At 33.1% G+C, this 21,568-nt stretch carries 26 protein-coding genes; 13 read left to right on the plus strand and 13 right to left on the minus strand.

All coding sequences use genetic code 11. The features are described from left to right. Positions 1-38: 38 nt before the first annotated feature. Positions 39-434 carry a VOC family protein gene (locus MP478_RS16420; protein WP_257201036.1) on the plus strand — a complete coding sequence of 132 codons (396 nt, stop codon included), beginning with the start codon at positions 39-41 and terminating at the stop codon, positions 432-434. A gap of 170 nt (positions 435-604) precedes the next feature. Here the strand turns inward: MP478_RS16420 and MP478_RS16425 are convergent, their stop codons facing one another. Further along, positions 605-1,105 carry a GNAT family N-acetyltransferase gene (locus tag MP478_RS16425; protein ID WP_257201037.1) on the minus strand — a complete coding sequence of 167 codons (501 nt, stop codon included), beginning with the start codon at positions 1,103-1,105 and terminating at the stop codon, positions 605-607. Positions 1,106-1,263: 158 nt separating this feature from the next. Here MP478_RS16425 and MP478_RS16430 point away from each other — a divergent pair, with 158 nt between their 5' ends. Beyond that, positions 1,264-2,292: a rod shape-determining protein gene (locus tag MP478_RS16430; protein ID WP_230038394.1), complete on the plus strand. Its 1,029-nt coding sequence runs from the start codon at positions 1,264-1,266 to the stop codon at positions 2,290-2,292. A 38-nt stretch (positions 2,293-2,330) separates the two neighbouring features. Further along, complete coding sequence (locus MP478_RS16435) at positions 2,331-2,792, plus strand: hypothetical protein (protein ID WP_257201038.1); 462 nt, start codon at positions 2,331-2,333, stop codon at positions 2,790-2,792. Between the two features lie 221 nt (positions 2,793-3,013). Here the strand turns inward: MP478_RS16435 and MP478_RS16440 are convergent, their stop codons facing one another. From MP478_RS16440 to MP478_RS16450, 3 genes are all read right to left on the minus strand, one after another. Beyond that, positions 3,014-3,412 carry an ACT domain-containing protein gene (locus MP478_RS16440; protein WP_257201039.1) on the minus strand — a complete coding sequence of 133 codons (399 nt, stop codon included), beginning with the start codon at positions 3,410-3,412 and terminating at the stop codon, positions 3,014-3,016. A gap of 877 nt (positions 3,413-4,289) precedes the next feature. After that, positions 4,290-4,943, minus strand: a complete 654-nt coding sequence (locus MP478_RS16445) for a response regulator transcription factor (RefSeq protein ID WP_230038388.1) — start codon at positions 4,941-4,943, stop codon at positions 4,290-4,292. Continuing rightward, positions 4,927-6,528, minus strand: coding sequence for a HAMP domain-containing sensor histidine kinase (locus MP478_RS16450; protein ID WP_257191319.1), 1,602 nt, complete (start codon positions 6,526-6,528; stop codon positions 4,927-4,929). The genes MP478_RS16445 and MP478_RS16450 overlap by 17 nt, the downstream gene beginning before the upstream one ends. Before the next feature lie 566 nt (positions 6,529-7,094). Between MP478_RS16450 and MP478_RS16455 the strand changes: the two genes are divergently transcribed. The 4 genes from MP478_RS16455 (at position 7,095) to MP478_RS16470 (ending at position 11,408) form a co-directional block, all read left to right on the plus strand. Beyond that, complete coding sequence (locus MP478_RS16455) at positions 7,095-8,054, plus strand: helix-turn-helix domain-containing GNAT family N-acetyltransferase (RefSeq protein WP_257201040.1); 960 nt, start codon at positions 7,095-7,097, stop codon at positions 8,052-8,054. Then, positions 8,054-8,464: a DUF2000 domain-containing protein gene (locus MP478_RS16460; protein ID WP_230038383.1), complete on the plus strand. Its 411-nt coding sequence runs from the start codon at positions 8,054-8,056 to the stop codon at positions 8,462-8,464. The genes MP478_RS16455 and MP478_RS16460 overlap by 1 nt, the downstream gene beginning before the upstream one ends. A gap of 264 nt (positions 8,465-8,728) precedes the next feature. Then, positions 8,729-9,868 (plus strand): VWA domain-containing protein, encoded by a 1,140-nt coding sequence (locus MP478_RS16465; protein WP_257201041.1) that lies wholly within the window; start codon positions 8,729-8,731, stop codon positions 9,866-9,868. A gap of 85 nt (positions 9,869-9,953) precedes the next feature. Further along, the gene (locus MP478_RS16470; protein WP_257201042.1) at positions 9,954-11,408 is read left to right on the plus strand and encodes a sigma 54-interacting transcriptional regulator; all 1,455 of its coding nucleotides are present in this window, start codon (positions 9,954-9,956) and stop codon (positions 11,406-11,408) included. Positions 11,409-11,515: 107 nt separating this feature from the next. Here the strand turns inward: MP478_RS16470 and MP478_RS16475 are convergent, their stop codons facing one another. From MP478_RS16475 to MP478_RS22615, 3 genes are all read right to left on the minus strand, one after another. Then, a complete protein-coding gene (locus MP478_RS16475; RefSeq protein ID WP_257201043.1) occupies positions 11,516-12,010 on the minus strand; it encodes a hypothetical protein in 495 nt (164 codons plus the stop codon). Between the two features lie 98 nt (positions 12,011-12,108). Then, the gene (locus MP478_RS16480) at positions 12,109-12,360 is read right to left on the minus strand and encodes an FUSC family protein (protein WP_257201044.1); all 252 of its coding nucleotides are present in this window, start codon (positions 12,358-12,360) and stop codon (positions 12,109-12,111) included. Between the two features lie 173 nt (positions 12,361-12,533). Further along, positions 12,534-12,728: a LytTR family DNA-binding domain-containing protein gene (locus MP478_RS22615; protein ID WP_373691722.1), complete on the minus strand. Its 195-nt coding sequence runs from the start codon at positions 12,726-12,728 to the stop codon at positions 12,534-12,536. Positions 12,729-12,973: 245 nt separating this feature from the next. Between MP478_RS22615 and MP478_RS16485 the strand changes: the two genes are divergently transcribed. The 3 genes from MP478_RS16485 to MP478_RS16495 all read left to right on the plus strand — a co-directional run bounded on the left by MP478_RS16485 (position 12,974) and on the right by MP478_RS16495 (position 14,621). Further along, entirely contained in the window at positions 12,974-13,945 is a 972-nt protein-coding gene (locus MP478_RS16485; protein ID WP_257201046.1) for a DUF4238 domain-containing protein, read from the plus strand. A 132-nt stretch (positions 13,946-14,077) separates the two neighbouring features. Then, positions 14,078-14,233, plus strand: a complete 156-nt coding sequence (locus tag MP478_RS16490) for a hypothetical protein (protein ID WP_257201047.1) — start codon at positions 14,078-14,080, stop codon at positions 14,231-14,233. A 4-nt stretch (positions 14,234-14,237) separates the two neighbouring features. Further along, positions 14,238-14,621: a hypothetical protein gene (locus MP478_RS16495; RefSeq protein WP_257201048.1), complete on the plus strand. Its 384-nt coding sequence runs from the start codon at positions 14,238-14,240 to the stop codon at positions 14,619-14,621. Here the strand turns inward: MP478_RS16495 and MP478_RS16500 are convergent. Next, the gene (locus MP478_RS16500) at positions 14,598-14,948 is read right to left on the minus strand and encodes a hypothetical protein (RefSeq protein ID WP_257201049.1); all 351 of its coding nucleotides are present in this window, start codon (positions 14,946-14,948) and stop codon (positions 14,598-14,600) included. The genes MP478_RS16495 and MP478_RS16500 overlap by 24 nt on opposite strands. 417 nt (positions 14,949-15,365) lie before the next feature. Between MP478_RS16500 and MP478_RS16505 the strand changes: the two genes are divergently transcribed. Then, on the plus strand, positions 15,366-16,754 hold the full coding sequence (locus MP478_RS16505) for a hypothetical protein (protein ID WP_257201050.1): 1,389 nt from the start codon (positions 15,366-15,368) through the stop codon (positions 16,752-16,754). 12 nt (positions 16,755-16,766) lie between these two features. Here MP478_RS16505 and MP478_RS16510 read toward each other — a convergent pair whose 3' ends face one another. The 4 genes from MP478_RS16510 to MP478_RS16525 all read right to left on the minus strand — a co-directional run bounded on the left by MP478_RS16510 (position 16,767) and on the right by MP478_RS16525 (position 19,189). Next, entirely contained in the window at positions 16,767-17,222 is a 456-nt protein-coding gene (locus MP478_RS16510; protein ID WP_257201052.1) for an HAD domain-containing protein, read from the minus strand. Between the two features lie 3 nt (positions 17,223-17,225). After that, on the minus strand, positions 17,226-17,651 hold the full coding sequence (locus MP478_RS16515) for a hypothetical protein (RefSeq protein ID WP_257201053.1): 426 nt from the start codon (positions 17,649-17,651) through the stop codon (positions 17,226-17,228). A 164-nt stretch (positions 17,652-17,815) separates the two neighbouring features. After that, positions 17,816-18,772, minus strand: a complete 957-nt coding sequence (locus MP478_RS16520) for an IS1595 family transposase (protein ID WP_373691720.1) — start codon at positions 18,770-18,772, stop codon at positions 17,816-17,818. Positions 18,773-18,886: 114 nt separating this feature from the next. Next, positions 18,887-19,189: a hypothetical protein gene (locus MP478_RS16525; RefSeq protein WP_257201054.1), complete on the minus strand. Its 303-nt coding sequence runs from the start codon at positions 19,187-19,189 to the stop codon at positions 18,887-18,889. 181 nt (positions 19,190-19,370) lie between these two features. Here MP478_RS16525 and MP478_RS16530 point away from each other — a divergent pair, with 181 nt between their 5' ends. After that, positions 19,371-19,583, plus strand: a complete 213-nt coding sequence (locus MP478_RS16530) for a hypothetical protein (protein WP_257201055.1) — start codon at positions 19,371-19,373, stop codon at positions 19,581-19,583. A 42-nt stretch (positions 19,584-19,625) separates the two neighbouring features. On the opposite strand, the gene MP478_RS16535 is transcribed toward MP478_RS16530, so the two are convergent. Continuing rightward, a complete protein-coding gene (locus MP478_RS16535; protein WP_257201056.1) occupies positions 19,626-19,931 on the minus strand; it encodes a hypothetical protein in 306 nt (101 codons plus the stop codon). Between the two features lie 236 nt (positions 19,932-20,167). Here MP478_RS16535 and MP478_RS16540 point away from each other — a divergent pair, with 236 nt between their 5' ends. Next, positions 20,168-21,568: a glycoside hydrolase family 28 protein gene (locus MP478_RS16540; protein ID WP_257201057.1), complete on the plus strand. Its 1,401-nt coding sequence runs from the start codon at positions 20,168-20,170 to the stop codon at positions 21,566-21,568.

A 21,568-nucleotide genomic window follows, 5' to 3' on the forward strand; every position in this document is an offset into this window, starting at 1 on the left:
GTCTGGTCTACCTTTGCAACAATACAATTTTAAACACTATGCAATTCACTTCATTAAGAATGATTACAAAAGACATTCAACAAACCGTAGCATTTTACGAAAAAACCATTGGATTAACGGCTCAATGGTATACTGAAGATTTCGCAGAGCTATCTGGTGATTCTATTACTATAGCCATTGGAAGCACGCGAACCATGAAGCTATTTGGTGAAAATTCCATCGAACCAGCGGGTGGCAAAAACACGATCATAGAATTCATGGTAGATAATGTAGATGAAGAATATGAAAGGGTTAAAAGTATAACCCGCGATATCATACAGGAACCTACCACCATGCCGTGGGGTAACCGATCGCTTTTGTTTTCTGATCCGGATGGAAATCTGATTAATTTCTTTACTCCGGTAAGTGCAGAAGCAATTAAAAAATTTAGCTAAAGCTTTCACTCAAAAAAAGTCTGTGTCACAACTCGTGAAAACGGACTTTTTTTTGATTTCTCTCGGCCTCCTGTCAGAGAATGGTTGTCAAATAGTGGATTCTCAACCCACATTATTTAGTTGTGAGATAAATTCTTTATATGTTTTCCTTTTTTAATTTCTGCCTGAGCTTATGATCTCTGTGGATTTAATTCAAATTCTATTTCATCATCAAGCTCTCCCATTTTCTTAAAGTCTAACCTCTCAAGGAGCTGTATGGCTTTAGTATTTTGTTTACTTGTGGCTGCCCAAATGCGTTTGAGCCCAATGGTATTCATTCCAAAGTCAATCGCTAATGTCATGGCTTCCGTCATATATCCTTTTCCTTTATAGTGGGATAATAATACACAACCCAGCTCGCCTTCTCCCTGTTTAAACCCTCTGTAATACCCACACGTTCCCACAATTTTATGGGTAGCATTATCCACGATAGCCCAATGAATGGAGTTCCCGCTGGTATAGTCACTATTGATTTTGGCCTGCATTTCTGCTGCCTGCTCAATACTTTCTGCCTGAATGGCATCATAGAACGAAATTTCAATAAGCTCAGGGAGATCTGTATCCAAAACCTGCCGCAGTGATACCCTATCACCGGTTATGTTTGGAAAATTATCGTATTGGGGAAGTGTCATGGTATTTATAGTTTGAGTTTAAAGGTACAAATAAACTCTACTGTTCCAAGGTCAATGATTACAGTAATTAACACAATTTTAACTTCCATTATGGATTTTGCTGTCGTTAATATCGATGGAGAAAGCCGTACTTTGCAGTCTAATAAAATAAGGAAAAGATGGGGTTATTTGATATGTTTACGCAGGAGATCGCAATAGATCTGGGGACCGCTAATACGCTGATCATACATAATAACAAGATCGTCATCGACCAGCCTTCCATTGTTGCTATTGACCGTATAACCGGAAAGCCAATTGCAGTGGGAGAACAAGCCAAACTTATGCAGGGTAAAACCCACGAAAATATTAAAACAGTACGTCCTTTAAAGGATGGAGTCATTGCAGATTTTCATGCTTCCGAGCATATGATTAAAGAATTTATCAAGCAGATTCCGGGGATCAGAGGGAGATTTATACAGCCTGCTCTGAGAATTGTAATATGTATTCCTTCGGGGATTACTGAGGTTGAAAAAAGAGCTGTTAAGGATTCTGCCCAAAAGGTCAATGCCAAGGAAGTAAAACTGATCTATGAGCCCATGGCAGCCGCCATTGGAGCAGGAATTGATGTTCAAAGTCCTGAAGGAAATATGATTATTGATATAGGGGGCGGAACTACCGAAATAGCGGTGGTGGCACTTGGAGGAATTGTATGTGACAAATCCTTAAAAATTGCCGGCGATGTATTTACAAATGATATTGCTTATTTTCTAAGGTCGCAGTACAATTTATATATTGGGGAAAGAACTGCTGAAAGAATAAAAATTGAGATAGGTTCGGCACTGGAGGAACTGGACTACCCGCTGGAAGATATTCCTGTACAGGGAAGAGATCTGATTACAGGTAAGCCGAAAGAAATCATGGTCAACTATAAAGAAGTGTTCAAAGCACTGGATAAATCACTGATGAGAATTGAGGATGCCGTTTTGGAAACGCTTTCTCTTACACCACCTGAGCTTGCAGCAGATATCTACAAAACAGGTATTTATCTTGCCGGAGGCGGTGCTCTTCTGAATGGACTGGCCGATAGAATACACAGAAAAACAGGACTCCCTGTATGTGTTGCCGAAGATCCTCTAAGAGCTGTTGTCCGTGGAACCGGCATTGCCCTTAAAAATATAAATAAGTTCAGATTCCTGATGAACAGCTAATCTCTGTATTTTCTTATGACAAAACCGTTCAGTTCGTAATGAAACTCCATGAAAAGAAATTCAATGAAATTCTTGAACTGCTAAAATCTAAATTAGCTTCAAAAATCAGTGTTTCAGAGGAGCATGGAACAACATTTCTTTCTATAGAAAATTCAAATTACTGGCTATCTGTGGATGCGAATGAATTGACGGTTGGATTTTCATTGGATCACCAACATTTCAGTGAAGAATATGGAGATTTAAAAAAGGGAATTGAACAGGCTTTTAAGCTATTAACCTGTGAAATACGGATAACAGAATACAAAAAAGGAGAAACGGCCTTTAAAGTAATAACGGATGTCAAAAATTCTGATTCCTCTATAGAAAATGTAGGGGTTACCGGTGTTTTAGTTTATTCTTTCTGGAAGAAAACCAAGATTGAAATTACTTATTTTGAAAGAATACTCAATCCTGAAGAAATAGCTTCTGAAATGAATCAGATTCTCAATTTCAATGAATAAGGTTCGGATACTTTTTCCATAAAAATAACAAACAGCTTACCTTGCATAAGCTGTTTGTTGATTATTTGCATTGTCATTTGATTACAAAACATCTAAAAAACATCTTTGCTCACTCAAAATATAACCGCCTTATACCTTAAAGACTTTGAGTCAAAAAAATATGATCTACAGTGAAACTTAATTACCTTTTTTATCACTTTAAAAACTTAGGAACTTAAATATTACACTTCACTTAAATTGTATAATGCTTCCATAGCTTTTTGTGCATCTTGTTTTGCCACAAAAATGTGATCATGAAAATAAGCAGCCACTACATTACAACTGATGTTTTCCTGTTTCAGAGCATTGGCAAAAGCTGCAGTAAGCCCTACCGCTTCCAGTGAAGAGTGAATATTCAGGGTAATCCAGGAAGAAATATATGTATAATCCAGGTTCCATTCATCTGCTGTTGTTTTTTCTAAAACTATGGTAACAGCTTCAGCTTCGCGAAAGAAAAACAGAACCTTATCAAGATCAGCAATCTTTTTAAAATTTTCAACTCTACAGAAAGCATAGTCTCCTGAGTTCAATACAGGCTCCATATTTTTAAGCAGAACCTTTAATTTTTTTTCCCCTGACATTTTTTGTTTACAAAATTAGGGGACTGTATTGATTTATCATTTATCATTTGATAAAAAATAAGATAAGGAATCGCTGGCTGTTGAAGAAGTGATAGTTTTTTTAGGATCATGTTATAAACTTGTGGACTAAGCAAATTGGATTAAATCTAAAACCTCTCGTTTGGACATTCAGAAATCTATGCTGCATTAAATAAAATATGTAATTTTTATTTGACCTTTTATTTAACGCAAAAGAATAATAATTTGGATGTTCTATTGTAAGAAAGCAAAGAAAGGCGACTTTGTCGCTGAATAAAGTTAGCTTCATCAAAATCGATTTCTAATCGATTCATTCTTGGTTCACTTAAAATCAAACGTAATAAAAATAGCACTTTGCGTCAAAGAGAAGGTCTATTGATGTAAGTTTATATTATCCCAACTTTTGCACCTGATCCGTTTTTTACTATCTTATAATTTTTTGTATACTCCCTTTCCAGCCTGATCTTTAGAATTTACTATTGACGTAAACAAAAAAAAGGAGATCCCCATCTCCTTTTTGTATTAAATAACCTAACAAGACCTATTTAACTTCTTTATATGTGTTTGTGTTTTTTTGGAATGCTTTCAAGAAGCAGGTTTGAGGATATTCATACGCTTATTTAATTTCATCACTTGGGTTTTTATATAACTATAGTTTATTATTGGTATAGTTATATTTTTTTCTCATTTGTGTAAAAATTCAAAGTTTAAAAGATTTTACTTTTTCATTCCCTGAATTCTATACTGCAAAGTAACAACATTAATGAATAAACTTCCTCACATTTCCCATCGATACACGTCTAAAGAAGCATCGATATTTATCGATAAATATACTGGCAGGAATAGTTTTTTATAGGTTCTATAATTTGTGATGCGTTTTGATAAGATCAATCAGCTCAACAATATTTTCAATTTTTAATTTCTCAAATATATTTTTCTTAATGGTACTCACTGTATTCTGCCTGATATCCAACTGGTTTGAAATTTCCAGATTTCCCAGCCCTTCCGCATACATTTCGGCAATCTGCAATTCTCTCTTCGTTAACCGGGCAAGAGGATTGAGCAAATCCGGATTAGAAACAAGCTGTACCAAAAGGTTACGGGAAATAGCAGAAAAGTATTCGCCTTTCTGTATGAAGTGTAAGATAGCTTCACTTACTTCGTCCTCTTCGCTTAGCTTACTGAGGTATCCATTGGCGCCGGCTTTAATAAACTTAAGTGCATGCAGGTCTTCTTCAAGACCGGAAAAGATCAGGATTTTAAGATCAGGATTCGCCGTTTTCATTTCAGACAAAATGTGCAGACTGTTTCCGTCGGGAAAATGTGCATCCATAATTGCTATTTCTATTTCCTCTGATTTGACAAGTTCCATAACTTTCTGTAATGAGGAAGCATGATAAATTTTAGCATCCGGAATCATATCACTGATGATAATTTCTATTCCCTGCCTTACAATACTGTGGTCATCAGCCAAAAGGAAGGTCGTTTCTTTATTTTCAATTGGTAACTCCATTATTATTAATGTTTAAATTGATCCTGAATGTTATTTTTGTTCCTTTATGTAATTTGCTTGTGGCAGATATTTCACCATCAAAAAGTTCCACAATTTCTTTACATAAACTTAATCCCAGCCCTGCCCCAAGATTGTCAATTTCATCAGAAATAATCCCTTGGTAGTAAGGTTCAAAAATTTTCTTTACATCTGATTCTGAGATTCCAACTCCCGTATCTGCTACTATTGTAATCAGGGATATTGTATTTTTATCTATAGGTTCAGTAATTATACTGAGATCAATCTGTCCGTTTTCTGTGAATTTATTGGCATTCCCCAGAATATTCATAAATACCTGGTTAATTTTTATATTATCAGCATATACTATTATATCTTCAGGAATCCTGTCTGTGACTACAAACTTATTGTTCCTGGTTTCTATATACGGAGTAATCACTTTTGCAATAGAATTGAGCTCATTTTTGAGATTAAAGACCGTATTGACCATTTTTTTCTCAGCATCCTGATTTTTTGTGTATTCCAGAATCTGGTTAGATTGCAGGAGCAGTGTGCTGTTAGTAAACTTGATAGACTGAAGGTAGTCTTTTATGGTGTCATCTTTCGTCGTTCTGTGAATCTTATCGATAAAAATATTGATAATTTTCAACGGGGACCTCAGGTCATGGCTCAACATTCCTAATATCCTGTTTTTAAAATTAAGGTTATTCTTAATTTCCTCATTCGCTGCATTAAGCTTTCTTTCATAGATAAATGCAACCCTTGTAAAATACATGATCAGAATAGATACAATGAACATTAAGATCATTAATCCAAGCACCAGATAAGTTCTGATTTTATTGTTATTTGAGCTTTGTTCGTTATACTCTCTTTCTAATTCAGACTTAAAATCTTTAATAGCATTCTCATACACTTCTATCAATCCATTACTGTATACCAATAATTTACTGAAATTGCCATAAAACTGCAGATTATCTCTTTGGGTTTTAGCTGCTTTTAACTGTACTTTTTTTATTTCATCAGAGTAATGCTTGTCCATAGACTTCATCGCATTATTCATTTTAGATTTTACCTGAGAAATATCTATCGTTTTATTATTGGTTAGGGTAACCACCGTACTTTCTTTCTGAACATTCACCTTACCTGTTATGGCATCTTTCAAACGGCCCATGAATCCCTTCTTTTTAACGGTATCGGCATACGTTCGGGTCTGTATATTGAAATCTTCAAAATCATTCTTATACTTTTCCGGTTCATATTCTTTATCCTGGGTTTTCGCAGGTGAGTTCAGAGAAGACTGATATGCAGAATCAATCAGTGTTTTCAGCTTGTTAACTTTAAGAGTATCTTTTTTACGCAGTTCAATATTGTTTTTCAGCCTCGGGCTTGTTTTTTCATATTCCCCTATTTTATCAAAATTCCCTTTAAGCTTTCGAAGAGACTGAAAATAAAGCTGCAGGTCTTTATCATCCTGGCTGACCATATATTTCTGAAGGTGATCCTGTGCATCCATGAAATCTTTCCTTGAATTATCCGTTAATCCTCCCAATGCCCTGCTTTCTTCAAGCTGACTTTTAATGAAATTCAATTTCTTTTCATTGACAAATTCATTATAAAAAAATATAGCTATAATCACCTGTATCAACAAGATACAAAGGATTAATGAGTAATGAACAATTTTCCTCAACTTAAAATTTAAGAATTTATATTTCATATGTGTTTATCCGCTAAATTAATTTTCGCCATTATCTTAAGTTTATAGTTTTATTTTCACGTAGTAAATCTGTGTTAAAAAACCTAGTAATCGCTGTATATCATTCAATTGACAAAGGTAAAGTAATTTTTGGCTTATCATAATATTAATACCAGATAAAACATTAGGAATTTAATTTTTGGTGTACATATTTCTTGTAAAAGATACCAGAAATCAGATAGAAGACGCCATGCATAGATGAAGTTGAGAGATTGGAGACTAAAGACAACATACAGAGACCACCAAAATACCGTGTGGTGATAACTTTTTATTTTTATTCAACACATAACATATTATTTATCATTATTTTATATTGGTATCAAATATTTTTTTTAAGAATAAGCCTTAGTTTTAGAATAATATACTACATTTGCATAACCAGTTATATAATCAATTATATTATGAATTTATTTAAAAAGACCGGAAAAATCGCTTTGGGCAGCCGGCTGCGGTTTATGGCATCAAACATGACAGAGGAGGCTGCAAAAATCTATGAATTGTATGACGTTGATTTCTCCCCCAAATGGTTCCCTGTGTTTTTTGTTTTATCAGAGGACGGTTCCAGAACCATTACTGAGATTGCAGGGGAAATAGGACATTCACAGCCTTCCGTCACAAAAATAATAAAGGAAATGGCTGCAGCAGGATTGGTACAGGATAATCTTACCTCTCAGGACAAACGGAGAAATGTAGTGGGACTTACAGAAAAAGGGATCGAACTTTCATCAAAGATAAAAATTCAGTGTGCTGATATTGACGAGGCTATTGACGGAATAATCAGTGAGGCAACCCACAATCTATGGGAAGCACTTGCTGAATGGGAATTTCTGCTAGCCCAAAAGTCGTTATTAAAAAGAGTACAGGAACAAAAGAAAATCCGCGAAAGTAAAGAGGTGCAGATTGTAGAGTATGAACCCAAGTATCAGACGGTTTTTAAAGCGCTCAATGAAGAATGGATTTCCAGCTACTTCAACATGGAAGAAGCCGATTATAGAGCATTAGACAATCCGGAGGAATATATTTTACATAAAGGCGGAAAAATAATGGTAGCCTTATACCATAATGAACCGCTGGGCGTATGTGCTCTCATAAAAATGGATGATCCTGATTATGATTTCGAACTGGCAAAAATGGCCGTTTCACCAAAAGCACAAGGGAAAAATATGGGTTGGTTACTAGGGTGTGCAATGATCAATGCTGCCAGAGAATCCGGGGCTTCAAAACTCTACCTTGAAAGCAACACGCTATTGAAACCTGCCATCAGCCTCTACTATAAATTGGGATTCCAGAAAATAACAGGACGCTCTACTCCCTACCAACGATGCAATATTCAAATGGAATTAAATTTAAAAGATCAATAATGTACGATAAAAAAGTAGCCATCGTCATTAAGGACGATTTATTAGCCTGGCAAAAACTTAACGTTGTTTCTTTTCTGGCAGGAAGTATTGCTATTGAATTTCCGGAGACCCATGGTCAGGAGTTCATCACTGCAGACAATGAAAAATTTCTGCCATTCATCAAGCATCCCACTCTCATTTATAAAGCAGACACTGATGAAAAACTGCATAGAGCTTTCCGCCGTTCCAGAGACCGTGAATTAGCGATCGGAATTTATACCCGTCAGCTTTTTGATACCCGCTCAGGCGAAGAAAATGTTGCAGAAATTGCAAAACATCCCGCAGAAACCCTGGATTTAGTAGGTATTATTGTGTATGGTGATCGTAGAAAGGTAGATAAAGCTCTTGACGGTCTAAAGTTTCACGAATAAATAAAAATAGTTTTTATTGAATGTCATAAGTCCACCTACTTTAACCCTATTATATTCTGTTTTCATATCGTTATCATTAGTATTTTCTATCTTTCATCAGGAATCTTGATATGATAATTTCCTAACTTGTAACGTTTAAGAAAATAAAATTACAGAATATCCGGGGATCATTTCGAATGAAGTAAAACGTTACTCAGCTGTGTAACGATTCTGCATTTCAATTGCTATCTCAGATATTCGCAATCCAATACAGCTTCATCATTTATGACAAATAAAGATTTTAATTCTCAGAGAGGTTTTACGTTCAGTAAACATGTTCCGGAAGAATTATCACATTTTGACCGGGTCTTTGATGTTTTCAAAGATTTACTTACCCACACTTCCGGCGATATTGAGGAAGCCTTTGAATGGCTCGACATGCTTGATAAAGAATATGATATTTTTAGTGATGAATATTCTCTTCAAGATTTTGAAGAAGACTTAAAAAAGCGAGGATACATCAAAGAAGAAGATCCTGAAGAGGGTAATTCAGGACAAGGCAAAGGAAAAAATATACTGACTCCGAAATTGGAATCGGCATTGCGTGAATATGCCCTGGACCAAATCTTTGGGAAACTGAAAAAAAAAGGAACCGGAAATCACCGTACCACCAAAGCAGGAACCGGAGATGAACGCGAGGGTGAAAACCGGTCTTTTCAATACGGAGATGACCTTGCTACATTGAATTTAACGGAAAGTCTGAAAAATGCCCAGATCAATAATGGAATTTCAGACCTCCGCTTAACGGAAGATGACCTCATCGTAGAGGAAACCAAACATAAAGCACAAATGAGTACCGTACTGATGATCGATATCAGCCACTCCATGGTTTTATATGGTGAAGACCGCATTACGCCAGCCAAAAAAGTAGCCATGGCATTGGTAGAATTAATAAAGCGCAAATATCCTAAAGACTCTATAGATATTATTGTTTTTGGAAATGAAGCCTGGCCGATAAAGATCAAAGACCTTCCCTATCTAAAGGTCGGTCCTTATCATACCAATACGGTTGCCGGACTGGAACTGGCCATGGATATTCTTAGGAGAAAAAGAAATACCAATAAACAGATTTTTATGATCACTGACGGGAAACCAAGCTGCATTCAGCTACCCAGCGGCGAATTTTATATGAACAGCTATGGCCTGGATGAAAAGATTGTTTCCCAATGTCTCAATAAAGCGGCACAAGCCCGAAAACTGAAAATTCCTATTACCACCTTTATGATTGCCCAGGATCCATATCTCCGTCAATTTGTAGAAGCATTTACAGCCCAAAACAAGGGAAAAGCGTTTCTTACAGGCCTTTCAGGTTTAGGACAAATGATTTTTGAAGATTACGAAAAAAACAGAATAAAGAGAATATAATCAGACGGCATAGGCTAATACCAACTATCAAAACCAACTGATAAAAGCGTTCCATTCTCATCCGATAAATAGTATTACTAAAAAAATGAAAAACGATATCACATTTAAAGAATTAAAAAAATCAGGATATACTGATAAAACGATTAATGAAGAAATTCAGGCTAACCTGATTGCAAAAATTAAAGCTAAAGAACCTGTATTTGAAGGTCTTTGGGGCTATGAAGACACTGTGATTCCCCAGCTGAAAAAAGCTATTCTTGCCGGTCATCATATTAATCTGTTGGGGCTCCGCGGACAGGCAAAAACAAGAATTGCAAGAAGCATGGTGAGCCTTCTTGACGAATATATGCCGATTGTAAAAGGATCTGAGATCAATGACAGCCCCTACCATCCTATCTCAAAATTCGCCAGGGACCTTATTGCAGAATTAGGTGATGAAACTCCTATTTCGTGGGTACACCGCTCTAACCGTTTTTTCGAAAAACTGGCGACTCCCGATGTGAATGTTGCCGATTTAATCGGTGATATAGATCCCATTAAAGCAGCTACTTTAAAACTACCCTATTCTGATGAAAGAGTGCTGCATTACGGAATGATTCCCCGTGCAAACCGTTCCATATTTGTCCTTAATGAGCTTCCTGATTTACAGGCAAGAATTCAGGTTTCCTTATTTAATATTTTACAGGAAGGAGATGTTCAGATCCGTGGATTTCAATTGAGAATGCCACTGGATATTCAATTTGTCTTTACGGCGAATCCGGAGGATTATACGAACCGTGGCAGCATTGTTACGCCGCTTAAAGACAGAATAGGGTCACAAATTTTCACCCACTATCCTAAAACCATTGCACTGGCCAGACAGATCACAGAGCAGGAAGCCATGATTTCTCCTGAGGATCAGTCGCAGATACAAATCAGCAGTTTGGCAAAAGATCTTTTGGAGGAAGTTGCTTTTGCAGCCCGTGACAGTGAATATGTGGATGCCAAAAGCGGAGTAAGCGCCCGTCTGACCATCAGTGCTATGGAGAATCTGGTGGCCGCAGCAAAATTACGCCTGATTGAATCAGATGCTGAGAAAACTACAGTACGTTTGCTCGATTTTATGTCTATTATTCCATCCATCACTGGGAAAATTGAGCTGGTGTATGAAGGTGAGCAGGAAGGAGCAGATTATGTAGCAAAAATATTAATTGACAAAGCGGTGATGAGACAGTTTGAAAGTATATTCCCACGGATCCCTAAACTGGAAAAAGAAGATATAAAAACACCATACACAGATCTTATCAGATGGTTCAATAAAAATCATCTTGAGCTCAACTACAATGATACGGATGAAGAATTCTATGCTAAACTAAACAGTATAAAGCCATTAGTAACCCTTATTGAAGAAAATGCTTCAGAACTAAACATAGAAGATCAAAATTTCTGTAAAGAATTAGTTTTATGGGCATTAACCATCAGCAGTAAAATAGATAAGTCTGAAAACAAGTCTGTTTTTACTTTCGATTCTGTGGGAATAGGACAATTTTTGCGTAATTAAAGAAAATTAAGATAAATACTAAAAAAGCAAAACCTTCAGAATTAATCTGAAGGTTTTGCTCTTATCTACCTGGAAAACCGAGTGTTATTTTGAAACAGGAATACCTGTTAACCGGCAGCCGGATCAACAAGTTCTGTGGTAAGACCTATAAATTTCAGAAGATTCTTATCGTCAAAAAACAATGTTGTATAGTATTTCCCTTTTTTGAAAATCAGTTTTGAGCCGCCCGAAAATGAGCTGTCTTCTCCAAGCTTTTGAACCTTAGCATCATATTTACTGAATTTGATTTTGCTTTCCTGTAATGTCGTTTTGTTCATAGCAAGACCAAAAGGCAGGCCTTCTACAATGATCACTTTATCATCCGGAATATCAAAAAACATTTCGTTGATTACATCATTTTGTCCGAGGCTGCAATATAGTTCCAACCCTGACTTAGTAAGCCACTTGGCATATTTTTCATCATTGGCATCTCCATAGAAAACCGTTTCTGCGTGAAGTGCTTTAGAAACTTTGTCGGTGGTTTGCGGGAAAATAAATTCAGAATTTTTATCCAATAAAGAATGTAAGCCTTCAGCTTTCTGTGAAAATGCAGTTAAGCTCATGAATTGAAAAAGTAGAGTTAAAATGAGGGTGAATGGTTTTATATGCATAGGATTATTTTTTAATGGTAATGTTTGGATATTAAAAGATATTAAAATTATTATTTGGTCAGATTTCTTGATTTAAATTCTTCTTCTAATGCTTTTTTATCTTTCCCCCATTTGTTGGCTGCAAAAACAACAAAAAGTAAAGGAAGAAAAGTAAAAAGTCCCAACCCATGCTTTACAGTGCTATAGGCGGCAATACCAATCAGAAATCCCAGGATGACCGCATTAATGATATCGTTAGACTTTTTCTTTTTTATTTTTTCTAATAGTTCCTGATCGGTTAACTCTGATATTTCTTTTTCCATGGTTTGATACAATCTTTGGGTTATTTTTTAGTTTTTTTTATCCTGAAAAACATCTTATACTCATTCATTGATCAGTGAAAATCATCCGTTTCCCGGGCGTCTGCTAAAATACAAAAAAGTACAAATAAACCACTTACTCTATCAAAAATCAGATCATCTTATTCTTGAGTTCTTTATACTTGGAGCGGCCTACAGACAATACTTCGCCCGTTTTTAAGCAGTACACTGTAACGGGTACCTATATTGACAAGTACCTTATCCACCTGCAGGAAATTAACTAAATAGGATTTATGGATTCGTTCAAACTGATCCGACAGAAGCTGGTGCAATAGCTCAAGGGATTTGTCGTAGTTATTATCTTTTGTCATCACTACAACACTATTCCCGTCTTTAAGGCTTCTCTCATAATAGCACACAAAAACCTTTCAAACTCTTTTTTCAATTAGAAATATGATGTCACCTTCTATTATAAAATATTCCCGGAAGCAATTAAAAAAGATAATGATATATAATAATGTACCAAAATAATTAAACCAGATCTTCATGAAAAAAACCATTTGAATTAATAAAAATAAACTTTAATTTTATAATAAGTCTATTATTTAAAAATCAAATGGAAAAAGAAACTCACATATATCAGCATTACATTCCTGAATGTTATTTAAAGAACTTTATATTCGATGATAAAAGTCTTTTTGTTTATAGAAAAGGTAATAATGGTAAAGTTTTTCCTCAGTCAATATCAAATATAGCAGGCAAGAAACGATTCTATGATGTAGATGATAAATTTTTACTTGAAGAATTTAAAGGTAAAAATAAATTTATCGAAACAGAAGTATTTGCAAATAGCTTCGAGCCAATTTTAAATGATGTAATTCAAAAAATAATCAAATTATGTGAAAATTGGGACAAGAAAAATATTCACAATAATGTTTTAAATGAAGTTGATAAGGATTATTTCGCAGAATTAATTGCTATGCAACATATTAGGCATCCGAATTTTATTGAAAATCATTGGAATCTACATAAAGATATGTATTCAAAAAGAATTGATATAATATCATCTTTTCTTTCAATGGCTAATCCTCAATTCAAAAATGCTAATAAACCAAATTTAGAATTTGATGAAAAGTATTCATCTGCATTGCATTCAAATTTTATTTTAGATGATAAATGGAGATATGATATTCAAGAGCAATTAGCAAAGAAAATCTGGATATTTTATTATACGTCAGATAATGTTTTAACATCAGACAACCCAATACTTTTAAAACCTCACCTTAAACAAAAATTATCTTTGTATTCGGGTTTTTGGGCAGAAGGCATTGAGATAATATTTCCAATTAGTAAAAATCTAATTCTAACTATTTTGGATGAAGAATATTTTTCAGAGAAGAAAGATTTACATAATACAATCCAATTTTTAAATGATAAGGAATTGAGAGAATACAATTTGTACCAATATTGCTTTTCGAATTTTGAAATTTATTCAGCAATTAATGATTTTGAGATTATTAAGAAATTTGTAGAATTAAATAATGGTATTGATTATTTTCCAAAAAGACCTAGAACTAATGTTTATTAAGATAAATATACAATATGAAATAAAACAGTATCAAGATGATGCTGTTTTATTTTGTAGCATTTAAAGTACAAACTGCGTTTGTTATAAGTTACCAAACCTCGATGTAGTATATATATTCTAAATTCAAATATTATGAAATCATTAAAAGAATTTATCACTGAAAACTTAGAGGGATCTACTATTGCAATCGTCCAAGAAATTACTGAAAAACAAGTTGACGAAAATAACAACCTAGAAGAGGGACAAGAAGAAACTAAGTCCAATGAAGAACTAGCTAAAGAAAACTAATGCTATGAGTTTACAAATAAAGCAAAAGCATCAGTTTTTCTCAAAAGAGTATGATGTAAATTTAGATGTTCTTGAAATGTCAAATGGTGAAATGTATTTAAATCTTGAACAAGTAGAATCATTATTTCAAGAAAGATTTGAAGATTATATGATTGACCAATGCAAGAATACTACTTATAGAACTACTTATCCAAAGGCATGTCAATATTTTGATATTTATGGATATGCAAGTCCAGAAGATTTTGAAAAAGATATGATATTAGAAATTGAAAATGCTAAATGGTATTCATTTTCTTATTTATGTCCATATATTGCTAAGCATAATGATGCATTCAGTGAAAACTTATGTGAGTTTTATAGAACATCAATAATCATATTTCATATCTAATATCTCCTTATTTTCTTCATATAACTGTAAATATTTTTCAAAAGAATATTTATCAATTGTATGGTTCTTCAAACATTGTAAGATTTCAAAGTTTCCAGATGCCATGTCATAGGAAGTTAATTTTTTTTGTTGACTTGTTGCATCTTTAATTATTTCAGTATAATCATAATCCGTAAAATCTACATCTTTAGGCCACCTAACAAATTTTTCAATTTCTATACCAGAATAATTCATCATTGGAGATATGTCAAGATGAATAGAAGTATTTTGTATTGCTAATATAATGTTTAATCTGCTTAATAGAGCTAATTTATCAATTTCTGTCATTCATTATTTTTTGCTAAAGTAACACTATAATTGCCTATAAACAATCCGTATTTTTACGGAAAACCATATTCAAATTAAATATTTTCTAATATAGCAAACCCTCTATTTAAGAGGGTTTATCCTTTTCAGCCTTAACAATTTTTATTATATTTGTGGTAATAAAGTATCATTCTTTAAGAATGTGAAAATAAATCGTGCTTAATTGCATTATTGTCAACCTAAAATTACCACAACGAAGTTTTTAACTTCACCATAGAAAAGACAAATAATGTATATAAGGTACGCCTGTATTGGCGTGGCTTTGTATCATTGTTTTTTAGGGTGTGGTAATCCTAAGGTTGCGTGGTACATTGTCCACGCTTTATTTTTCATTCCTCTTTAGGAATGTTTTTATGTTAAACCTTAAATTACCACACAATGAAATTTGAATTATCTACATTCAAAGCTATAACATCATGTTCAATATTGATATTTGCAAACCTATCAGCACAAGCAACTTTTAGTATCAATTCCGAGGTTATCAGCAAACTTAAAGCTGAACAAAGCATGGTTTATCCTATTACAACAAAAGAAGTAGAATATCACCCTTTTGTTAAAGGGAAAGTTCCTACAAATCAATATCAACAATTGATAGACCTTAAAGAATTAAGAGAAAAAGAATACGATGAATATATGACCGTTAAAAATCTAGATTCGTCTTATTATGATAAAGCAAATTCGATTATCGAAAGCCTTTTGGATTATATTAAGACTAATGATAAGAACCTACTTAATAAGGCTAATGCCTTAGTAAAAGAATTGAAAATACCCGAATCGACTTTTTCAATACCTGATAGTTCATACAATCCATCACCAAGACCAAAACTAAATATTCAATTATTTCTTATTGATGAAAAAGGTAAATCAGCATCTAAGCAAACAATCAAGTTATATATTAAAGAACTAAGAAGTTATATTCGTCTTAAGAAGAATGGTGAATACAATGCTTATATACCATCAGTTGTGACTGAATATCCTGAATTAGTAGAAGAACTTAAAAACTTTCCTGAAGAAGAAAAGTACACTGATGGACTCGTAAAATCAAATATGATAGCAAAAAGAAATGCATATATGATTGATATGGAAAAACCTTTGGTGAACCTCGAGGAATTGAAAGGTAACTATAAAGAAATATCAAGCACTATGCTTATTTCAGCAGATGATGTTGAAAACCGATTTTTAAAGAATGAATTGTCGGATGATTTACGTAGTTACTTAGGGTATCCATCAGGTAAATCTAATACTTTGATAGAAAACATTGAAACAGGTAAATTCTATATGTTACTTTATGATACATTTCAAAATATCCTTGTAATAAATGATACCGTAAACGTTGAGAAGTTATTAACCTCTATAGGTTATAAAACTTCCGAGCAAAATGGTCATAAGTACATTATCACAAAACATTATAAAGTTCCATGTGATGCTATTTTATACAATACCTTGAAAAAGGATAATCAATATCTAAAGAAAATAGATACATGGTTTGATCAAATGCAAGGATTAAGAAAACAAGCATTGTTATATAATCCCAAGTTTGATAATTATATCAGAATATATAGATTACAAAGAAACCGAATGTCAAAAGCTGATATTTCAGCCTGGACAACCTTAACTAAATCAGCAATGGATTTGAACAAACAATTCGTTGCTTTGAATGATAAGTTATGGGGAGTTGATTATGAAACTTTAGATAAAAGCTACTTGAAGAATTCTAATGAGTTTGATAATTATCTGGGTGCTTCTATGGGAGTGCTTGGGTTGTAAAATGAAAAGGAGCTATTTATAAGCTCCTTTTTCTAATATTTTTTTTATTTCATTATCATCATCCAATCCTCTGTATGGACTTGTTAAAACAACTCTATCTTTTAGATGTTTAGGTAGAGCATTTAAAGATTTATCATCATCAATAATAATAATCTCATTAACGCTATAATGTTTAAATTCTACCCACTTTTCAATTTCTTCTCGTCTTGAAATTTTATAGGAATTTTCAGTTTCAATTATAGAAATAGATATAAAGTGAACACCTCGTTTTACAAACATTTTTTCCCAAATATTAATTGTAAATCTATGTCTGTGAGATGTTGATAAAATAATCTCAGCATTTTCAATAGAATTAATAGCAGATATTGCCTTATATGCAAATCTGTAAAATCCATCATCCTCTAACTCTACTTTTCTATGAGGATTAGCATGAACCATTACTCCATCTATGTCTAAAAATACTTTCATTATTTAATCTCTATCGAAATCTTTTAAAAAGTCGTCATTACAAAACTTTCTTGTATGAGGGTGACCCATGTCCCAATCAACCTCATAATCAACCTCAAATGTTTTAATATCTCTATATGGTGGTTTGTCACAATGATTCTTATTTTGTGGAATAATTTCATAATCGAAACCAGCCATTTCATATGCTATATATCTATGATTGCCATCTATAATTAAATTCTCTTCTATATTCACTTTTACACCACCAAAATGTCGACCATATCCTAGCTTAACTCTCCTATATATTCTTTCTATAACATGAACACAAACTAATGATTGAATTGTTTTATATTTATGTTCGGCATTAGCTAAAAAGTCATCTAATTGTTTATGAAATTCAGGTTTTATATAATTATCCTCATTAGATAATTCACTTTCATTAGTTATCAAGGCTATTAATTTTCAACAAAAGTAATCACAACCATCTAATAATCAAAACATTTATAGTGAAAATTTATAAATGTTGCTATATTTTACATATACTACAATATTTATACCTAATATATAACTATGTCATTCTGTCATTATTTTATTAATATAACAACTTTCAAAACCTAACCAATCAACTCTTCGTAAGTAAGCCTTTCAGTAGCAGTAAGCAATGCAAGGTTAAACCTATCTCCCTCTTTGTAATTTTTTGTATTATATCTGAAAGCAAATTCATCACAATATTTTTGTAGATGTTTAGGACTAACAGAATGATAGATGCCTAAAATACCTCGTTTTAACAAACTCCAAAATCCTTCAATGCTATTTGTATGAAAGTTATCTTTCACATATAATCCCTCATTATGGGGAATCTTTTTATGAATGAAATTTTTATAAAGTTTTGAATATCCAACCCAACCATCACTAACTACAATTGAGCCTTCTTCAACCATATTTTTGATAACATTAATTAAAGTTTTTCCTTTTGTATTTGGAACAATTTCGGTTGTTACAATTCCATTACTCAAAAGACCAAATACAACAGTTTTTGTTTTAGTGCTACGACCTTGAGTATTTTCTGTTCTATTTTTCTTTGACTTCTTTTGGTTCTTTCCTCCAACGAATGTTTCATCAACTTGAGTAATACCATCAAATTTTCCCAATTTATCAGCTTTAAAGGCATTTCTTATTCTTGATAGCATAAACCAAGCGGTTTTCTGAGTCACATCAATATCCTTAGCTAATTGATGACTACTAATTCCTTTTTTGTGGGAAGCAAATATATAGATTGCTAGAAACCATTTTTTGAATTTAATATTTGAATCTTCAAACATAGTTCCAACCCTTACAGTAAAACGTTCTCTGCAATCCTTGCATTTATAAAGACCTTTAAATTTTCCTGCCTGTTTTAGCTTGTAATGGTTTTCTCTGACGCTTCCACAATGAGGGCAAACTGGTTCTCCATTCCAACGTAATTCTTCAAGATATTCTCTGCATTTATGTTCGGTATCTAAGACCTCTATCATTTTAATTAGAGAATTGAATTCTGTATTGTTAAATTCTGATTTTGAATAACTTAACATCTTTGTTTTATTAAAATTATAAAAATTTGGTGAGGCTGAACAATGCAGCAAAACTTATTTTTAGAAAGTTTTACTGCATGAATTTCAGCTAGTTGTAAATCGAAAGTTGTTTAATTAAACATTAAGAATTTGAGTGATACTTAATTTAATAAATAGTAGAAAGCTGATAAAAGCTGGTTCTTTTAGATAACAGCAAAAAGATATTAAACCTTCTACTTTAAGAATTAAATTAAGTGGCTTGTTAAAAAATGAAAAATATCTTGAAAAACTAATTGATGAAAGTGTAGGAGCTTGTTCAATAGTTTTAAATTCAGTATAACTTTCATTTTGTATTTCTTCAATTAAATAGCCCTGAGAAGAGAAAGTTCTGTTAGTTGTTCTACTATAACTTTTGGTTGAATTAATGAAATTTTTCATAATGCTATAATTTAAAATTTCTTGAATTCAACTAACTTTAAAAAACTAAAGCACTTACTTTCTCAAGTTAAAAAACGAGCATTGTACAATGCTCGTTTTCAACCATTTGCATTTAATGGGGTTGAGGCATCAAAAACAGAAAGTTGTTATATTAAACTTTAATCATTAAAATTTTAAAATTATGACAACAGAAAAATTAACTAACAGAGAGTTATTCAATGAATTGAAAAATAGGGGATTTTTTGTTTTTCCAGAAGAAATTAAAGAGAATAAAATTCCAAATTGTGTTGTTGTCTCGGTAGAAAAACCAGACAAAGATATTTATATTACATGGCAAGCAAATTGGGAAGAAGATCGAGATGGTTCTAATGCACATACAAATTCTGAAGAATAGAAAAAACATCTCCTACATGAGATTTTATGTAGGAGATATAAATTAATTCTTTATTCTGAGATTGTGCCATTTCAAAGCATCTGTTCTGCTTGTTATAGCTCTAAATGACTTATTAGTTTTATTAGCTGCTTTAATAGCTTTGTTTAAAACTGCATCAAAATCTTTTTCATAAGCATTAATATGAATAGGTTTATCATAAAAATATTCACCATCAGGTAAATGAAATTTTTGACCATCATCACCTATAATAGTTTTTTCAAATCCTTCTTTTTCCATTTCTGCATGAAGTTTTTCATAATCATCAGAATCAGCATATTGTAATTCTATACGAGTAATAAATTTTGCCATAAATAAAATATTAAATTAGTTATAAAAATAAATTAATATTTTAAGGTTGCTTTACGGAAATCCGTAGTTTGTTAAATTTAAAGGAAATAGATTGGTACATTTAAGTATATCATTATCTTAAAAAATTTAATACCGACAGTGCAGGATAATTTTTAATCATAATTATTTTAGATTGCGATAAAGAAAGAGATTCTTACTATTGATGTGCTTTCTTAAATTAATATTTCTCTAACATTATGAAAAAATATGCTTTAATACTTTTCGCATTCATTATATCAATTCCCGCTTCGGCGCAATACAAACCGTGGACTTCCTCAGAACAACCTTTAAAGGAAATTGAGGCACTTAAAAAACAAATGGTAAAGCCAAATTTCAGAAATAAGGATTATCTTATTACAGATTTTGGAGCCATTGGTGATGGAAAAACAAAAAATACGGAAGCATTTAGAAAAGCTATTGAAAAGTGTAATGCAGAAGGCGGCGGAAGAGTTGTTGTTCCAAACGGAATATTTTTAACCGGGGCTATTTATTTAAAAAGCAATGTTAATCTTCATTTAAGCGACGGATCTACTATTTTATTCAGCCAGGACAGCAATGACTACCCTATCGTTTTCACAAGATGGGAAGGCATGGAGTGTATGAATTATTCATCTTTAATCTACGCTTACGAAGAAGAAAATATTGCCGTAACAGGAAAAGGAACATTAGATGGGAATTCTGATAACGACCATTGGTGGTTTTGGTGCGGTGCAACAAAATATGGATATAACGAATCCCGTCCGGGAAGACAAAATCCTGCCCGCGCAAAACTTCACGAGTATATGGCTCAGAGAAAACCTGCCCGAGAAAGAATTTTTGGAGACGGATATTATTTAAGACCCAATTTCGTTCAGCCTTATAAAAGTAAAAATTTCTATATGGCGGATGTTTTGGTTAAAAATTCTCCCATGTGGAATTTGAATCCTGTGCTGTGTGAAAATGTTTTGATTGAAAGAGTAAAAGTAATCAGCCACGGTCCTAATAATGATGGTTTCGATCCTGAAGCTTGTAAAAATGTGTGGATCAAAGATTCATATTTTGATACAGGAGATGACTGTATTGCCATCAAATCCGGAAGAGATGAAGACGGAAGGGATATCGGCAAACCAGCAGAGAACCACATCATCGAAAACTGTGAAATGAAAGACGGACACGGCGGTGTTGTGATCGGAAGCGAAATCGCAGGCGGAGCAAAAAATATTTACGCCATTGGAAATGTGATGGACAGTAAGAATCTTGATAGAGCCTTAAGGATTAAAACAAGCTCAAGCCGCGGCGGAATCATTGAAAATGTATTTTTTTACAACACAAAAGTGGGCGCTTATAAAGAAGCTGCGGTACGTTTCAATATGCATTACGAAAAACCTGGAAATTATATTCCGATCATCAGAAATATTTGGGTAGAAAATTTAACCGTAGAAAAAGGCGGAAAATATGCCGTTCTTTCCGATGCTTACGAAACTTCTCCGGTAACGGGTTTCACCATGATCAATGCAAAAATGAACGGCGTTGAAATTCCATATAAAGTTGATTTCTTAAAAAATGTAACGCTGAAAAACGTAACCGTAAACGGAAAGCCTTTAACTGAATTAAAATAA

Source organism: Chryseobacterium sp. WG14 (assembly GCF_024586945.1).
GTDB lineage: Bacteria > Bacteroidota > Bacteroidia > Flavobacteriales > Weeksellaceae > Chryseobacterium.

Coding starts and splice junctions, on each gene's coding strand:
- MP478_RS16420 (WP_257201036.1), top strand. CDS start 39: ATGCAATTCACTTCATTAAGAATGATTACAAAAGACATTCAACAAACC.
- MP478_RS16425 (WP_257201037.1), bottom strand. CDS start 1,105: ATGACACTTCCCCAATACGATAATTTTCCAAACATAACCGGTGATAGG.
- MP478_RS16430 (WP_230038394.1), top strand. CDS start 1,264: ATGGGGTTATTTGATATGTTTACGCAGGAGATCGCAATAGATCTGGGG.
- MP478_RS16435 (WP_257201038.1), top strand. CDS start 2,331: ATGAAACTCCATGAAAAGAAATTCAATGAAATTCTTGAACTGCTAAAA.
- MP478_RS16440 (WP_257201039.1), bottom strand. CDS start 3,412: ATGTCAGGGGAAAAAAAATTAAAGGTTCTGCTTAAAAATATGGAGCCT.
- MP478_RS16445 (WP_230038388.1), bottom strand. CDS start 4,943: ATGGAGTTACCAATTGAAAATAAAGAAACGACCTTCCTTTTGGCTGAT.
- MP478_RS16455 (WP_257201040.1), top strand. CDS start 7,095: ATGAATTTATTTAAAAAGACCGGAAAAATCGCTTTGGGCAGCCGGCTG.
- MP478_RS16460 (WP_230038383.1), top strand. CDS start 8,054: ATGTACGATAAAAAAGTAGCCATCGTCATTAAGGACGATTTATTAGCC.
- MP478_RS16465 (WP_257201041.1), top strand. CDS start 8,729: ATGACAAATAAAGATTTTAATTCTCAGAGAGGTTTTACGTTCAGTAAA.
- MP478_RS16470 (WP_257201042.1), top strand. CDS start 9,954: ATGAAAAACGATATCACATTTAAAGAATTAAAAAAATCAGGATATACT.
- MP478_RS16475 (WP_257201043.1), bottom strand. CDS start 12,010: ATGAGCTTAACTGCATTTTCACAGAAAGCTGAAGGCTTACATTCTTTA.
- MP478_RS16480 (WP_257201044.1), bottom strand. CDS start 12,360: ATGGAAAAAGAAATATCAGAGTTAACCGATCAGGAACTATTAGAAAAA.
- MP478_RS22615 (WP_373691722.1), bottom strand. CDS start 12,728: ATGACAAAAGATAATAACTACGACAAATCCCTTGAGCTATTGCACCAG.
- MP478_RS16485 (WP_257201046.1), top strand. CDS start 12,974: ATGGAAAAAGAAACTCACATATATCAGCATTACATTCCTGAATGTTAT.
- MP478_RS16490 (WP_257201047.1), top strand. CDS start 14,078: ATGAAATCATTAAAAGAATTTATCACTGAAAACTTAGAGGGATCTACT.
- MP478_RS16495 (WP_257201048.1), top strand. CDS start 14,238: ATGAGTTTACAAATAAAGCAAAAGCATCAGTTTTTCTCAAAAGAGTAT.
- MP478_RS16500 (WP_257201049.1), bottom strand. CDS start 14,948: ATGACAGAAATTGATAAATTAGCTCTATTAAGCAGATTAAACATTATA.
- MP478_RS16505 (WP_257201050.1), top strand. CDS start 15,366: ATGAAATTTGAATTATCTACATTCAAAGCTATAACATCATGTTCAATA.
- MP478_RS16510 (WP_257201052.1), bottom strand. CDS start 17,222: ATGAAAGTATTTTTAGACATAGATGGAGTAATGGTTCATGCTAATCCT.
- MP478_RS16520 (WP_373691720.1), bottom strand. CDS start 18,772: ATGTTAAGTTATTCAAAATCAGAATTTAACAATACAGAATTCAATTCT.
- MP478_RS16525 (WP_257201054.1), bottom strand. CDS start 19,189: ATGAAAAATTTCATTAATTCAACCAAAAGTTATAGTAGAACAACTAAC.
- MP478_RS16530 (WP_257201055.1), top strand. CDS start 19,371: ATGACAACAGAAAAATTAACTAACAGAGAGTTATTCAATGAATTGAAA.
- MP478_RS16535 (WP_257201056.1), bottom strand. CDS start 19,931: ATGGCAAAATTTATTACTCGTATAGAATTACAATATGCTGATTCTGAT.
- MP478_RS16540 (WP_257201057.1), top strand. CDS start 20,168: ATGAAAAAATATGCTTTAATACTTTTCGCATTCATTATATCAATTCCC.